16 protein-coding genes are annotated in these 14386 nt (G+C 72.1%); 10 read left to right on the top strand and 6 right to left on the bottom strand.

From position 1 onward, the window contains the following. Positions 1 to 195: 195 nt before the first annotated feature. The 3 genes from ACLJWH_RS36785 (at position 196) to moaA (ending at position 3306) form a co-directional block, all read left to right on the top strand. Positions 196 to 537, top strand: a complete 342-nt coding sequence (locus tag ACLJWH_RS36785) for a DUF485 domain-containing protein (RefSeq protein WP_411146202.1) — start codon at positions 196 to 198, stop codon at positions 535 to 537. Further along, positions 534 to 2171 (top strand): cation acetate symporter, encoded by a 1638-nt coding sequence (locus ACLJWH_RS36780; RefSeq protein ID WP_411146152.1) that lies wholly within the window; start codon positions 534 to 536, stop codon positions 2169 to 2171. Before ACLJWH_RS36785 ends, ACLJWH_RS36780 begins: the two co-directional genes overlap by 4 nt. Before the next feature lie 145 nt (positions 2172 to 2316). Further along, positions 2317 to 3306: a GTP 3',8-cyclase MoaA gene (gene moaA, locus ACLJWH_RS36775; RefSeq protein WP_411146151.1), complete on the top strand. Its 990-nt coding sequence runs from the start codon at positions 2317 to 2319 to the stop codon at positions 3304 to 3306. Between the two features lie 10 nt (positions 3307 to 3316). Here moaA and ACLJWH_RS36770 read toward each other — a convergent pair whose 3' ends face one another. Together ACLJWH_RS36770 and ACLJWH_RS36765 are read right to left on the bottom strand one after the other, a co-directional pair. Further along, positions 3317 to 3562, bottom strand: coding sequence for a hypothetical protein (locus tag ACLJWH_RS36770; protein WP_411146150.1), 246 nt, complete (start codon positions 3560 to 3562; stop codon positions 3317 to 3319). 196 nt (positions 3563 to 3758) lie between these two features. After that, entirely contained in the window at positions 3759 to 4133 is a 375-nt protein-coding gene (locus ACLJWH_RS36765; protein WP_411146149.1) for a DUF3099 domain-containing protein, read from the bottom strand. Between the two features lie 220 nt (positions 4134 to 4353). Here ACLJWH_RS36765 and ACLJWH_RS36760 point away from each other — a divergent pair, with 220 nt between their 5' ends. After that, positions 4354 to 4632 carry a GlsB/YeaQ/YmgE family stress response membrane protein gene (locus ACLJWH_RS36760; RefSeq protein WP_411146148.1) on the top strand — a complete coding sequence of 93 codons (279 nt, stop codon included), beginning with the start codon at positions 4354 to 4356 and terminating at the stop codon, positions 4630 to 4632. A 122-nt stretch (positions 4633 to 4754) separates the two neighbouring features. On the opposite strand, the gene tyrS is transcribed toward ACLJWH_RS36760, so the two are convergent. The 3 genes from tyrS to ACLJWH_RS36745 all read right to left on the bottom strand — a co-directional run bounded on the left by tyrS (position 4755) and on the right by ACLJWH_RS36745 (position 9251). After that, positions 4755 to 6167 carry a tyrosine--tRNA ligase gene (gene tyrS / locus ACLJWH_RS36755; protein ID WP_411146147.1) on the bottom strand — a complete coding sequence of 471 codons (1413 nt, stop codon included), beginning with the start codon at positions 6165 to 6167 and terminating at the stop codon, positions 4755 to 4757. Between the two features lie 121 nt (positions 6168 to 6288). Continuing rightward, positions 6289 to 7719 (bottom strand): metallopeptidase TldD-related protein, encoded by a 1431-nt coding sequence (locus tag ACLJWH_RS36750; RefSeq protein WP_411146146.1) that lies wholly within the window; start codon positions 7717 to 7719, stop codon positions 6289 to 6291. Continuing rightward, positions 7716 to 9251 (bottom strand): TldD/PmbA family protein, encoded by a 1536-nt coding sequence (locus tag ACLJWH_RS36745; protein WP_411146145.1) that lies wholly within the window; start codon positions 9249 to 9251, stop codon positions 7716 to 7718. The genes ACLJWH_RS36750 and ACLJWH_RS36745 overlap by 4 nt, the downstream gene beginning before the upstream one ends. Positions 9252 to 9496: 245 nt before the next feature. Between ACLJWH_RS36745 and fabG the strand changes: the two genes are divergently transcribed. Next, entirely contained in the window at positions 9497 to 10201 is a 705-nt protein-coding gene (gene fabG, locus ACLJWH_RS36740; protein WP_411146144.1) for a 3-oxoacyl-[acyl-carrier-protein] reductase, read from the top strand. Between the two features lie 5 nt (positions 10202 to 10206). After that, positions 10207 to 10977 (top strand): enoyl-ACP reductase FabI, encoded by a 771-nt coding sequence (gene fabI, locus ACLJWH_RS36735; protein WP_411146143.1) that lies wholly within the window; start codon positions 10207 to 10209, stop codon positions 10975 to 10977. A gap of 77 nt (positions 10978 to 11054) precedes the next feature. On the opposite strand, the gene ACLJWH_RS36730 is transcribed toward fabI, so the two are convergent. Beyond that, on the bottom strand, positions 11055 to 11738 hold the full coding sequence (locus ACLJWH_RS36730) for a FadR/GntR family transcriptional regulator (protein WP_411146142.1): 684 nt from the start codon (positions 11736 to 11738) through the stop codon (positions 11055 to 11057). A gap of 145 nt (positions 11739 to 11883) precedes the next feature. Here ACLJWH_RS36730 and ACLJWH_RS36725 point away from each other — a divergent pair, with 145 nt between their 5' ends. The 4 genes from ACLJWH_RS36725 (at position 11884) to ACLJWH_RS36710 (ending at position 14355) form a co-directional block, all read left to right on the top strand. Further along, the gene (locus tag ACLJWH_RS36725) at positions 11884 to 13212 is read left to right on the top strand and encodes a CynX/NimT family MFS transporter (RefSeq protein WP_411146141.1); all 1329 of its coding nucleotides are present in this window, start codon (positions 11884 to 11886) and stop codon (positions 13210 to 13212) included. 16 nt (positions 13213 to 13228) lie between these two features. Beyond that, on the top strand, positions 13229 to 13345 hold the full coding sequence (locus ACLJWH_RS36720) for an SGM_5486 family transporter-associated protein (RefSeq protein ID WP_381683993.1): 117 nt from the start codon (positions 13229 to 13231) through the stop codon (positions 13343 to 13345). Between the two features lie 193 nt (positions 13346 to 13538). Beyond that, the gene (locus ACLJWH_RS36715; protein ID WP_411146140.1) at positions 13539 to 13748 is read left to right on the top strand and encodes a hypothetical protein; all 210 of its coding nucleotides are present in this window, start codon (positions 13539 to 13541) and stop codon (positions 13746 to 13748) included. A gap of 88 nt (positions 13749 to 13836) precedes the next feature. After that, positions 13837 to 14355 carry a SixA phosphatase family protein gene (locus tag ACLJWH_RS36710; protein WP_411146139.1) on the top strand — a complete coding sequence of 173 codons (519 nt, stop codon included), beginning with the start codon at positions 13837 to 13839 and terminating at the stop codon, positions 14353 to 14355. Positions 14356 to 14386: the final 31 nt, after the last annotated feature.

The following is a 14386-nucleotide window of genomic DNA, read 5'->3' as shown; positions in this document are numbered from 1 at the left end:
GACGTCGCGGGCGCGGGTTCCCCCGACGTTCCCCGATCCGCCCCGGAATTCAGCCAACTGACCCCTGTCGCAGCGGTTCCGCCGGCCCTACGATGCGTGATCCACGTCACTTGCCCGAGCTTTACCGGCGGGCTCGCCGCCGGCCGCCACCCGTCAGGAGACCCCGTGAGCACCGCACCGCCCGCCGACCCGGGGCTGCCCGAGCCGCCCACAGATCTCGGTCCGCCCGGTCCGCCCGACTACGTCGCGGCCCAGTCGAGCCCGGAATTCGCCGAACTGCGCCGCTCCCACCGCTCGTTCGCCTTCCCGCTCACCGTCGCGTTCATCCTCTGGTACCTCGGGTACGTCCTGCTGTCGAGCTACGCCGGCGGGTTCCTGGCCGTCCAGGTCTTCGGCCACGTCAACGTCGCCTTCCTGCTCGGCATCGCCCAGTTCGTCACGACCTTCCTCATCGCCTGGTGGTACGCGCGCCACGCCGCCACCCGGCTCGACCCCAAGGCCGAGGCCATCAAGTCCCGCCTGGAGGGCGACGCATGATCCCCGCACAGCAGCCCCTCGCCCTCCAGCTCGCGGCCGGCGGCGCGGGCGAGCACCGCACCCTGATCATCACGCTCTTCGCGGCCTTCGTCGCCGTCACCCTCGGCATCACCGTCTGGGCCGGCCGGCAGACCAGGGGAGCGGAGGACTTCTACGCCGGCGGCCGGCAGTTCAGCGGCTTCCAGAACGGCCTGGCCATCTCCGGCGACTACATGTCCGCCGCGTCCTTCCTCGGCATCGCCGGCGCCATCGCGCTCTTCGGCTACGACGGCTTCCTCTACTCCATCGGCTTCCTCGTCGCCTGGCTCGTCGCGCTGCTGCTGGTCGCCGAACCACTGCGCAACTCGGGCCGGTTCACCATGGGCGACGTCCTCGCCTACCGGATGCGCCGACGCCCGGTCCGTACCGCCGCGGGCATCTCCACCATCGTCGTCTCGATCTTCTACCTGCTCGCCCAGATGGCCGGCGCGGGCGCCCTGGTGACCCTGCTCCTCGGCATCACCAGCGAAACGGGCAAGATCCTGGTCGTCGTCCTCGTCGGCATCGTGATGATCCTGTACGTCACCATCGGCGGTATGAAGGGGACGACCTGGGTCCAGATGGTCAAGGCGGTGCTGCTGATCGCCGGCACCCTGCTGATCACGTTCCTGGTGATGCTCAAGTTCCACTTCAACATCTCCGCGCTGCTCGGCGCCGCCGCCGAGAACAGCGGCAAGGGCGCCGCCTTCCTGGAGCCCGGTCTGAAGTACGGCGCCACCGCCACCTCGAAGATCGACTTCATTTCGCTGGGCATCGCCCTCGTCCTGGGCACCGCCGGTCTGCCGCACATCCTCATCCGCTTCTACACGGTCCCCACGGCCAAGGCCGCCCGCAAGTCCGTGAACTGGGCGATCGGCATCATCGGCGTCTTCTACCTGATGACCATCGCGCTCGGCTTCGGCGCCGCCGCCCTCATCGCGCCCGCGACGATCACCGCCTCCAACAAGGCCGGCAACACCGCGGCCCCGCTGCTCGCCCAGGAGATCGGCGGTGGTGCGGGCTCCACCGGCGGCGCGATCCTGCTCGCCGTCATCTCGGCCGTGGCCTTCGCCACCATCCTCGCGGTGGTCGCCGGACTCACCCTCGCCTCGTCCTCGTCCTTCGCCCACGACCTGTACGTCAACGTCCTCCGCAAGGGCGTGGCCACCGAGAAGGAAGAGGTCCGGGCGGCCCGCTGGGCGACCGTCGGCATCGGCGCCGTCGCCATCGTCCTGGGCGTCTTCGCCCGCGGTCTGAACGTCGCGGGCCTGGTCGCGCTCGCCTTCGCGGTCGCCGCCTCCGCCAACCTTCCGACGCTCCTCTACAGCCTCTTCTGGAAGCGGTTCACCACCCCCGGCGCCCTGTGGTCCATCTACGGCGGGCTCGCCTCCTCCGTCCTGCTGGTCCTCTTCTCACCGGTCGTCTCCGGCAAGGAGACCTCGATGTTCCCCGGCGCGGACTTCGCCGTCTTCCCACTGGAGAACCCGGGACTGATCTCCATCCCGCTGGGCTTCCTGCTCGGCTGGCTGGGATCCCTGCTGTCCAAGGAGGAGCCGGACGCCGCGAAGTACGCCGAACTGGAGGTCCGCTCGCTCACCGGGACCGGCGCGCACTGAGCCGCCCCCGCCCGGGGCCGGGGTGCCGTCGTAGCTCTCCACGAAGGCACCCCGGCTCACCTCGTGCTTCTTCGGCCCGCTCGCCGTCCGGCCCATCGCGTAGGCTCGAAGGGTACTGATCAGTCATTCCGGCGGAGGGGGCCCTGTGCTCATCGACACCTATGGTCGCGTCGCCACCGACCTGCGCGTCTCGCTGACCGACCGGTGCAATCTCCGCTGCACCTACTGCATGCCGGAAGAGGGCCTGCAATGGCTCGCCAAACCGGATCTGCTCAGCGACGACGAGATTGTCCGGCTCGTCCGCATCGCGGTGACCGACCTGGGCATCGAAGAGGTCCGCTTCACCGGCGGTGAACCGCTGCTCCGCCCCGGCCTGACCGGCATCGTCGCGCGCGTCGCCGCCCTCACCCCCCGCCCCCGGCTGTCTCTGACCACCAACGGCATCGGCCTGGCACGGACCGCCGACGCACTGCGCGCCGCCGGCCTGGACCGCGTCAACGTCTCCCTGGACACCCTGCGGCCGGACGTCTTCCAGACCCTGACCCGCCGCAAGCGCCACGCCGATGTGCTGCGCGGCCTGGCGGCGGCCCGCGCCGCCGGTCTGACCCCGGTCAAGGTCAACACCGTCCTGATGCCGGGCCTCAACGACGACGAGGCCCCCGACCTCCTCGCCTGGGCGGTCGAGAACGACTACGAACTCCGCTTCATCGAGCAGATGCCGCTGGACGCCCAGCACGGCTGGCAGCGGGACGGCATGGTCACCGCCGGTGACATTCTCGCCTCGCTGCGCACCCGCTTCACGCTGACCCCCGAGGGCTCGGCCGAGCGCGGCTCCGCACCCGCCGAGCGCTGGATCGTCGACGGCGGCCCGCACCGCGTCGGCGTCATCGCCTCCGTCACCCGCCCGTTCTGCCGGGCCTGCGACCGCACCCGGCTCACCGCCGACGGCCAGATCCGTACCTGTCTGTTCGCCACCGAGGAGACGGACCTGCGGGCCGCCCTGCGCTCGGACGCTCCGGACGCGGAGATCGCCCGCCGCTGGAAGCTCACGATGTGGGGCAAGAAGGCGGGGTCCGGACTGGACGACCCGGCCTTCCTTCAGCCCGAGCGCCCGATGTCCGCGATCGGCGGCTGAACCGGTCCCCTCAGTGGCCGGCGGCCGACGCCTCCCACTCCGCCAGCGTCACCACATCCTTCAAGAAGCCGCGCATCCCGAGGAATTGCGACAGATGCTCCCGGTGCTCCTCGCAGGCCAGCCAGGTCTTGCGGCGCTCCGGAGTGTGCAGCTTCGGGTTGTTCCAGGCCAGCACCCACACCGCGGCCGCACGGCAGCCCTTGGCGGAGCAGATGACGGCGCTCTCGGGGGAGTTCGGGGGATTCGGGGAGTTCACAGCCTCAACCCTACGTCCGCGGCGACCGCGGACATGACGACGCCGGGCAGCCACGGGGGGAGCCGCCCGGCGTCGGTCCGTCGCTCCGACGGGGGATGCGGAGCGCGTACGCAGTATGTCATGGGGGATGGTGCCCGGTGCACCGGAACCACATGATTGATCTGAGCTTTTCTTGAGCCTTCGGGCCGCGCGCAGCTCAGCCGCGGTCGCGCCCCGGGTCCGCGGCGCCCGCCTCCGCGGGCTTCACCACGGATTCCGCCCGGTCGTCCGGGCCACCCGCCGGCAGCTCCGGCCGGGTCGGCGCCGCCACGAACGTCGACGGGAACGAAGGGACGTTCTCCCGGCCCGCGTTGGCGATGACGACCGCGATATAGGGGAGCCCGAGGCCCAGCACCAGCGCCGCGATGGCGATGGGCCGCTCGACGTTCCACAGCACGACCGTGAGCACCACCGCCACCGTCCGCACCGCCATCGAGATCACGTAGCGGCGCTGCCGGCCCCGCACGTCCTCGGACAGCCCCGTACGCGCTCCCGTGATCTGGAAGGCCCCGGTGCTGCGCTGCTTCCGCATCACGTTCCACCACCTGGTCAGTCGTGCCGGATTCTCCCCGCTTCCGGACACTTCCCACGGTACGCCGCGGCTGCGCCGCGTTCGAGACCGGGGCGTGCCACCGGACGACCGGGTCCGGCCGGACACCCGGTGGACGACCCGCTCCGGCGTGCGCCGTACCCCGTACGGAGCGACACTGACGGGGCACGGTTCCCCGCACCGCCCCGTACGAGGAGGCGACATGAACTGGTTGTGGGCCGTCATCGTGGGCCTGGTCCTCGGCCTGATCGCGAAGGCCATCCTCCCGGGCAAACAGCAGATCCCGCTCTGGCTGACCGTGATCTTCGGCATGCTGGGCAGCGTCCTCGGCAACTGGCTGGCCACCGGCATCGGGGTGAACGACACCAAGGGCGTCGACTGGACCAGGCATCTGCTGCAACTGGTCGGTGCGATCGTCATCGTCGGCGTCGGCGACCGGCTCTGGGCGGCGCTCCGCGGCAAGAAGAAACCCGCCGCCTGAGAGCGCGGGCACACCCGCATGGCCCACCTGCCCCGCAGCACACGGCGGCGGCCGGTGCGCGTCGGACGCGCACCGGCCGCCGCCGTCCGGACGTCCGGCGAGGACGTCCGGTGCAGCAGACGTCAGAGGTCCTGGCGGCCGTCGAGCTGGGCGAGCTTGCGCCCGGCCTTGAGGTAGGCGGTGCCTGGCGTACCGGCCAGCTTCTCGGCCAGCACCTCGGCCAGCGGCCGTACCGACTCGGCCTCCGCGAGCACCATCGTCCGCTGCCCGTCCGTACCCTCCACGACCAGCCGCAGCGCGTTCTGCTTGGCCAGCCGCCGCGCGGCCGACGCGCTCGGCGTGAACTCCAGCACCTTCGTCAGCACCGCGGCCACCGTCTCCGCGCCGTGCGCGGCGACATCGACGACCGGCAGCGAATCGACATCGGCGAACGACTTCTTGGAGAACTGGGCGGTGAATCCGGCCCGCGCCGCCATCGCCGCGTCCAGCCCGTACAGCGCGGCCACGACCTCGCCCGCGAGGATCTTCTTGAGGTCCATCGGGTGCAGCGAGCGGTCCGTGACCCGGCCCAGGACGAGCGCGATCTCCTCGTCCGTCCACTCCGTCCACGCCTTGAGGTACGGCTCCATCAGCCGGTCGGGGACCGACATGATCTTGCCGAAGACATCGTCGGCGGGCGCGCTGAGCCCGACGTAGTTGCCCTTGGACTTGGACATCTTGGCGCCGGTGCCGTCCGTGCCCTCGATCAGCGGCATGGTCACCACCAGCTGCGGCTGCTGACCGCGCAGCTCCATCAGCTTGCGGCCCATCTGGAGGTTGAGCAGCTGGTCCGAGCCGCCCAGCTCCACATCGCACGCCAGCGCCACCGAGTCCAGCCCCTGGGCGACGGGGTACAGCAGCTCCGTCATGGTCAGACCGGAACCCGCGGCCAGCCGGTTGCGGAAGTCCTCGCGCTGGAGGAGCTGCGAGGCCGGCACCTGGGAGAGCAGCGAGAGCAGCTCGGGGAAGGTGTACGGCGCCAGCCACTCGCTGTTCTGCCGGAAGCTGACCTTCTCGAAGTCGAAGAAGGGCCGCACCTGCTCGCGGTAGGTGGCGAGGTTGCGCGCGATGTCGTCGTCGGTCAGCGGCGGGCGCTCGGCCGTACGGCCCGACGGGTCGCCGATCTTGGCGGTGAAGTCACCGATGATCAGCGTGACGTCGTGGCCCAGCCGCTGGAACCGGCTGAGGACGATCAGCGGCACCGCGTGCCCCAGGTGCACATCGGTCGCCGTCGGGTCGATGCCCAGCTTGATGTGCAGACCGCGGCCCGCCGCCCGGCGCTCCTCGATCCGCTCGGCCAGCTTCTCCACACCCGGCAGCACCTCGACCGTACGGGCCGCGATCAGCTCGGCCTGCTCCTTGGCGGGCAGGTCCGTCAGGTCGAGATAGCGCCGGGCGCCCGTCTCCTGGAGCAGCTCCTGGACGGTGGCGTCCGCGGAGAGGTCGGCGGAGAGCAGCGTGGTGGCGCGGGCGACGGATTCGCCGAGGCGTGTCATGGCGTTCCTGATCGATCGTGGTTCCCAAACGGGAGGACAGTCCCACAGTCTATGGGCCGCGGGCCCGGTCACCGGCCCGGGACGGGCGCCGGCCGGCCCCGGGCCCCGGCCGGCGGCCCCGTCACACCCCGCGGCTGACCGAGCTCATGTTGAAGTCCGGGATGCGCAGCGCGGGCATCGCGGCCCGGGTGAAGTGGTCGCTCCACTCCCGCGGCAGGGTCCGCTCCGTACGGCCCGCCTCCACCACGCGCGCCAGCAGATCCACCGGCGACTCGTTGAAGCGGAAGTTGTTGACCTCGCCGGTCACCTCGCCGTTCTCCACCAGATAGACGCCGTCGCGGGTCAGACCGGTCAGCAGCAGCGTCGCCGGATCGACCTCGCGGATGTACCACAGGCAGGTCAGCAGCAGCGCGGGCCCGTCATGGCCGCTCGCCGCCACCATCTCGTCCAGCGAACGCGAACCGCCGCCCTCCAGAAGGAGGTTGTCGATACCGGGCGCCACCGCCAGGCCGGTCAGCGCCGCACTGTGCCGGGTGGTCACCAGCTGGTTGAGCACCCCGTCGCGGACCCAGTCGGTGGCCGCCAGCGGCAGCCCGTTGTCGAAGACCGACGCGTCGTCGCCGGACCGGTGCGCCAGTACGAACGGCGCGCACTCCAGACCGGCCGCCCGCGGATCGCTGCGCAGGGTCAGCGGCAGCTCGGACAGCCGCTCACCGAGCCGGGTGCCCGCCCCGGGCCGGTCCGCCGCGTCGCTCCCGGCCGGCCGGGAGAAGACCGTACGGCCCTCCGCGGCGTCCCGGGCGGCCGACGACCACAGCTGATAGATCAGCAGGTCCGCGACGGCGGCCGGCGGCAGCAGCGTCTCGTACCGCCCGGCCGGCAGCTCGGTCCGCCGTTCGGCCCAGCCCAGCCGGCGGGCCAGCTCGGCGTCCAGGTCCCGCGGGTCGACATCGGTGAAGTCGGCCGTCGCGCGGCCCGTCCAGGCCGAGCGGGCGTGATCCGGTGACTTGGCGTTCAGCTCCAGCGTGCCGGTGGGCTGGTCGTGCCGCAGCCGCAGCCCGGCCGAGGTGCCCAGATAGGACGTGACGACCTCGTGGCGCGCGAAGCCGTACAGCTCGCGGCCGCCCGCGCCGGCCTGCCGGAAGGACTCGCCGAGCGCCGGCGCGAACGCCGCGAAGACGTCCGAGGAGGTCTCGGCGGGGGCGTCGGTGAAACCGGGCGACGGGTCGGCCCCGCCGATCAGCGGCTGGGCGTCCTCGGCGGGGCCCGCCGCGCGCGCCGCCGCCTCCGCGGCCCGCACCAGCGGCTCCAGATCGTCCGCGGTGACCGCCGACCGCGAGACCACACCGGACGCGGTGCCCTGCCCGCCGTCCACCGTCGCGACGACGGTCAGCGTACGGCCGCGGGTGACGCCGTTCGTGGTGAGCGCGTTGCCCGCCCAGCGCAGGTTGGCGCTGGAGTTCTCATCGGCGATCACCACGCAGCCGTCGGCCCGCGACAGTTCCAGGGCCCGTTCGACGATCTCGTGCGGTGCGCTGCTGCGCGGGCTCATCGGCCGGCCTCCTGCGTCGTGTTGAGAATGTTCACGCCTTCGAAGAGGGCCGACGGGCAGCCGTGCGAGACGGCCGCGATCTGCCCCGGCTGGGCCTTGCCGCAGTTGAAGGCGCCGCCCAGGACATAGGTGTCCGGCCCGCCGAGCGCGGTCATCGAACCCCAGAAGTCGGTGGTGGTCGCCTGGTACGCGACATCGCGCAGCTGCCCGGCCAGCCGCCCGTTCTCGATGCGGAAGAACCGCTGACCGGTGAACTGGAAGTTGTACCGCTGCATATCGATCGACCAGGAGCGGTCGCCGACGACGTAGATACCGCGCGTCACCCCCGCGATCAGCTCCTCGGTGGACGGCCCCTCCGGCGCCGGACGGAGCGAGACGTTCGCCATCCGCTGCACCGGCACATGGCCGGGCGAGTCCGCGTACGCGCACCCGTTGGAGCGCGCGAACCCCGTCAGCTTCGCCATCCTGCGGTCGAGCTGATAGCCGACCAGCGTCCCGTCCCGGATCAGGTCCCAGGACTGCGCCGCCACGCCCTCGTCGTCGTAGCCGATCGTCGCCAGACCGTGCTCGGCCGTCCGGTCGCCCGTCACGTTCATGATCCCGGAGCCGTACGCCAGCTCCCCGAGCCGGTCGAAGGTGGCGAACGAGGTGCCCGCGTACGCCGCCTCGTAGCCCAGCGCCCGGTCCAGTTCGGTCGCGTGCCCGATCGACTCGTGGATCGTCAGCCACAGATTGGAGGGATCCACCACCAGGTCGTACGCACCGGCCTCGACACCCGGCGCCCGCATCTTCTCCGCGAGCAGCTCCGGGATCCGCGCCAGCTCGCCGTCCCAGTCCCAGTGGCCGCCGGTCAGGTACTCCCAGCCGCGGCCGGCCGGCGGCGCGAGGGTCCGCATCGAGTCGAACTCACCGCTCGCCGGGTCCACCGCGACCGCCGTCAGATGCGGATGCAGCCGCACCCGCTGCTGCGTGGTGCTCGTACCGGCGGTGTCCGCATAGAACTTGTTCTCCTGGACGGTCAGCAGCGAAGCGTCCGCATGCGCCACCCCCGGCGCCGCCAGCAGCCGCCCGCTCCACTCCGCCAGCAGCCCGGTCTGCTCGGCTTCCGGCACCTCGAACGGATTGATCTCGTACGACGAGACCCAGGTGCGGTCCGGATACGCGGGCTCCCCGGCCAGCTCCACCCGGCTGCCGCCGGAGCCGGACGCCTCCAGGACCTTGGCCGAAAGCTGCGCCATCGCCACCGCCCGGGACGCCACCCGCGCCGCCGCGTCCATCGTCAGATCGACCCCGGACGCGAACCCCCAGGCGCCGCCGTGCACCACCCGCACCGCGTACCCGAGGTCGGTGGTGTCGATGGACCCGGACAGTCGGCCGTCCCGCAGCCGCCGGGCGGCGCTGCGCACCCGCTCCAGCCGGAAGTCGGCGTGTTCGGCGCCCAGCGCACGGGCCCGCGCGAGCGCGGCATCGGCCAGCGCGCGCAACGGCAGCGCCAGGAAGGTCTCGTCAAGGGCATGGGGTGAAGCGGGCACGGCATCCTCCCGTAGTCGGCGCCTGCATCATGCCCTGTGCCGCGCCCCGGGCCCAGACCGCGCCGGGCGCCGGCGGAACGGCCGGCGGGCCGCGGCGGAGTCCGGTCGGACCCGGCGGATTCTGTCGGGACCCGACAGTGACCGGCGTGCGCGGCTGTCCGGCCTCGATTCCTCATCGGGGCCCGGTGACCGATAGTTTCGTATCGAACGCAGTACGACCGACAGAATACGGAAAGGGTGATCTTTTGAGCCGCTCGGTTCTGGTCACCGGAGGCAACCGCGGTATTGGCCTTGCCATTGCCCGTGCCTTCGCCGAGGCAGGCGACAAGGTCGCCATCACCTACCGCTCGGGCGAACCGCCGGAGGGGTTCCTGGCCGTGAAGTGCGACATCACGGACAGCGAGCAGGTCGAGCAGGCGTACAAGGAGATCGAGGAGAAGCAGGGCGCGGTCGAGGTGCTGGTGGCCAACGCCGGCATCACCCGCGACCAGCTGCTGATGCGGATGTCCGAGGAGGACTTCACCTCGGTCGTCGAGACCAACCTGACGGGCGCGTTCCGGGTGGTCAAGCGCGCCAACCGCGCGATGCTGCGGGCCCGCAAGGGCCGGATCGTGCTGATCTCGTCCGTGGTCGGCCTGCTGGGCGGCGCGGGCCAGGCGAACTACGCCGCCTCCAAGGCCGGTCTGGTGGGCTTCGCCCGCTCGCTCGCCCGGGAGCTGGGCTCGCGCAACATCACCGTCAACGTTGTCGCCCCCGGCTTCGTCGACACGGACATGACCCGTGCGCTCACCGATGAGCAGCGGGACGTCATCATGAAGCAGGTGCCGCTCGCGCGCTATGCGCAGCCCGAGGAGATCGCCGCCTCGGTCCGCTTCCTGGCCTCGGAAGAGGCCGCGTACATCACTGGAGCCGTCATTCCCGTCGACGGCGGATTGGGCATGGGTCACTGATCAGCATGAGTGGAATCCTCGCAGGCAAGCGCATCCTGGTCACCGGAGTGCTGACCGAGTCGTCGATCGCGTTCCAGGCGGCCAAGGTCGCGCAGAACGAGGGCGCCGAGGTCATCCTCACCGGCTTCGGCCGGCTCTCCCTCGTCGAGCGGATCGCCAAGCGGCTGCCCAAGCCCGCTCCGGTCATCGAGCTGGACGTCACCAACCAGGAGCAGCTCGACGGGCTCGCCGACAAGATCCGCGAGCACCAGGGTGAGGACGCCCGGATCGACGGCATCGTGCACTCCATCGCCTTCGGCCCGCAGGGTGCCTTCAACTTCCTCGGCGCGACCTGGGACGACGTGAGCACCGCGGTGCAGGTCTCGGCGTACTCGTACAAGTCGCTCACCATGGCCTGCCTGCCGCTCATGGAGCGCGGCGGCGCGGTCGTCGGGCTCACCTTCGACGCGCAGATCGCCTGGCCCAAGTACGACTGGATGGGTGTGGCCAAGGCGGCGCTGGAGAGCACCAACCGCTACCTCGCCCGCGACCTGGGGGCGAAGAACATCCGCTGCAACCTGGTCTCGGCCGGTCCCCTCAAGTCGATGGCCGCCAAGTCCATCCCGGGCTTCGAGGAGCTCGCGGACGTGTGGAACCACCGCGCCCCCATCGGCTGGGACCTGGCCGACCCGGAGCCGGCCGGCCGTGGTGTCGTCGGGCTGCTGTCCGACTTCTTCCCGCGGACGACCGGTGAGATCGTGCACGTCGACGGTGGTGTGCACATGATGGGTGCCTGACACCCGGCGCACCGCCGTGCTGCCCGTCCCGGTCCGCCGGGGCGGGCAGCACGCGTTTCACCGGCCGGGTCCGGCGCTCACTCCTGCTCCAGCAGGGCGAGGCGGCAGCCGAAGGGGTGCGCGCTCGCCTCGGCTGCGGCCCGGTCGCCGTCGCCCGCCCGGATCGCCGCCACCAGGCGGGCATGGTCCTGATGCGCCTCGGGCCGCAGCACCTCGCCCACACCGGCCCGCACCGAGTCGCGCACCACACCCCCGAGATCGGCGTAGAGCCCGGCCAGGACGTCATTGTGCGAGGCCGCCACGACCGCCATGTGCAAGGTCGCGTCCGCCGCCACGAACGCCTCGGCCGCACCGGACTCCCAGGCCCGCTCGCGCCGCTCCAGCAGCACGTCCAGCTGCCGCAGGTCCTGCGCGGTACGGCGGCCCGCGGCGAGCCGGGCCGCCGCCGCCTCCAGCGCGCTGCGCAGCTCGGCGACGTGCCCGGGGTCGGCGTCCGCGAACCGCCGGTGCATCACCCCGGCCAGCTCGCTGGTGGCGGCCACATAGGTGCCCGAGCCCTGCCGGATGTCGAGCAGCCCGTTGTGGGCGAGTGCCCGGACCGCCTCGCGCACCGTGTTACGGGCCACCCCGAGCTGCTCGACGAGCTCCGGCTCGGTGGGGATACGGGAGCCCACGGGCCACTCACCGGAGGCGATCTGGGCGCGCAGCTGCGCGATCACCTGGTCGGCCAGTGCGGACCGGCGGGTCGAGGTCAGGGACATGGCGGTGCTCCTGGGTGCCGGGGCGGGCGGACGGCGGCGGCACGGACGGCGGCGGGCCCCTCCGGCCCCCGGTGCCGCCCGGGACCGCCGGTGCTGCCGATATTGCCTGGACAGCAATTCATCCTATGATTCTATGATGCCTGCCATGCCCGATGAAGATCTCGCCACCCCCGGCCCCGCGGCCGGCTCCCGGACGACCTCGGCGGCACCCCCGGCCGATGGCCCCGGGCGCCCGGACCCGCACCCCGCGGGGGACGCCCCGGAGGCGGATTCCCGGCCGGCCCCCCGCTGGCTGGCGGGGGTCGTGATGGCCGGCCTCGTCCTCGCCGCGCTCAATCTGCGCCCCGCCATCACCAGCCTCGGCCCGCTCATGAAGGAGGTCCGCGAGGGCCTCGGCATGAGCGCGACCGTCGCCGGACTGGTGACCTCCGTACCGGCCGTGTGCTTCGCCGTCTTCGGCATCGCGGCGCCCCGGCTGGCCAGGCGCTGGGGTCCCGGCGCGATCGTCTGCGCCGGGATGGTCGCGATCGCCGTGGGCGTCGCGGTACGCCCGTTCACCGGCGGCACCGCCGGCTTCCTCGCGGCCAGCATGCTCGCCCTGGCCGGTATCGCGGTCAGCAACGTCCTGATGCCGGTCGTCATCAAGAGCTGGTTCCCGGACCGGGTCGGGCCGATGACCGGTCTGTACTCCATGGCGCTGGCCCTGGGCACCTCACTCGCCGCCGCGGTCACCGTCCCCCTGACCGCGGCGCTCGGCGGCGGCTGGCAGCTGGGCCTGGCCGTGTGGGCGGCCGTCGCCGTCGTCGCCGTACTGCCCTGGCTCGCCGTCGTCCGGCAGCGCCGGGCCACCCCGGGCCCGGCCGTGGGCGGTCCGGCGAGCCCCGGCGCCGCCCCCATACGGATCGCCTCGTCGCCGACCGCCTGGGCGCTGGCCGTCTTCTTCGGGCTCCAGGCCACCGCCGCGTACGTGACGATGGGCTGGATGCCGCAGATCTTCCGCGACGCCGGGGTCTCCGCGGGCACCGCGGGCGTGCTGCTCGCCATCACGATGGCGATGGGCGTGCCGCTCTCCTTCGTCATGCCGTGGCTGGCCTCCCGGCTGCGGCACCAGGGTCCGCTGGTGGCGGTGCTGGGCCTCTGCGGAGTGGCCGGATACACCGGACTGTGGCTGGCCCCGGCCGCCGGCTCCTGGGCCTGGGTGCTGCTGATGGGTATCTCCAACTGCGCCTTCCCGCTGGCCCTGACGATGATCGGGATGCGGGCCGGCAGCGCCGCGGGCGTCGTCAAGCTCTCCGCCTTCGTGCAGAGCGTCGGCTATCTGATCTCCGTCCCGGGGCCGCTGCTGGTCGGCGCGCTCTACCAGCACAGCGGCGGCTGGGGGCTGCCGATCGCGATGATGGCCGGGCTGATGGTGCCGCAGATCGTGGCCGGAGTGCTGGCCGGCCGGGACCGCCGCATCGAGGACGAGCGGTGAGTGCAACACTGGGCGCATGCCAGTGCTCGAACCGAATCCGCAGGGCGGCCACAAGAAGCTGCTCCTCGTGCTGGGCGCCATGCTCGGCGTGACCGTCATCATCGCGATCATCGCGAGCCTCGCCGCGGGATGACCGTCCCCCGGCCCGCCGCGGGGCGGGGGAAAACCCCCGTCCCCTAGGGGGCGGGACCCAGGGGTGAGTAGGTGGTTTCCCGGATGGGACCGGCCGCCGAAGATCCGTAGCCTCGAAGAACACCGCACCACCGCGGTGGGCGCGCCGCTGACCGCGGCGCGCGGCTCTTCGATGCGCCATGGAGGCGATCCGCATGTCCGCCGCGTTCGGCACCTCGTCCGCCGAGAAGGCCCGTGGCCTGCGGACCCGGCTGCCGTGGTGGGCGCTGGCCCTGCCGGTGGTCTCCTTCGTCGCCCTGCTGACGCTCCTGGCGGGCTCCGCCGAGGCGCGTGCGGCGAGCGCCCCGCAGAGCCTGGCCGCCCTGCTGGAATACCTCGCGCGGTTCGTGGGCGCCGGTGCCTGATGCCCGCCCGCGCCCGGCGCTCACCCGGCAGGACGGAGCGCCTCAACACCCCGCGCCCCGTGCCGCCTTTCGTGCGAAGCTGGGACGCATGAGCGCCGATACACCCCGCCGGATTGTCCTTCTCCGACACGCAAAGGCTGAATGGTCGCAGGACAGCGACCACGAGCGACCGCTGGCCGACCGCGGCCGCAAGGACGCCCCGGCCGCCGGCCGCCGGCTGGCCGGAACCGGGATCACCCCCGATCTGACCCTGTGCTCGACCTCTGCCCGCACCCGCGAGACCTGGAAGCTCTTCGTCTCCGAGCTCCCCCAGCGGCCCAAGACCGTCTACGACGAGCGGCTCTACGAAGCCTCCCTCGGCGAGCTCCTCGCGCTGCTGAACGAGACCGCCGACGATGTGCAGGACCTCCTGGTGGTCGGCCACAACCCCGGGATGCACGCCCTCGCCGACGCGCTCGCGGGCGAGGCGGAGGGCGATCTGCTCGCCCGGATGAACCGCTCCGGTTTCCCGACCGCGGCGATGGCCGTGATCGAGTTCACCGGCTCCTGGAAGTCCGTGGAGCACGGCGTCGGCCGCCTCGTCGCGTATCTGACGCCGCACGAGTGAGCCGCCGGGCCGGCCGGCGGAGGTGAGACGG

Source organism: Streptomyces sp. x-80 (assembly GCF_046549095.1).
Lineage (GTDB): Bacteria > Actinomycetota > Actinomycetes > Streptomycetales > Streptomycetaceae > Streptomyces > Streptomyces celluloflavus.
The sequence above is the reverse complement of the archived record's forward strand: the minus strand, read 5'-3'. Positions and strand labels throughout refer to the sequence as shown.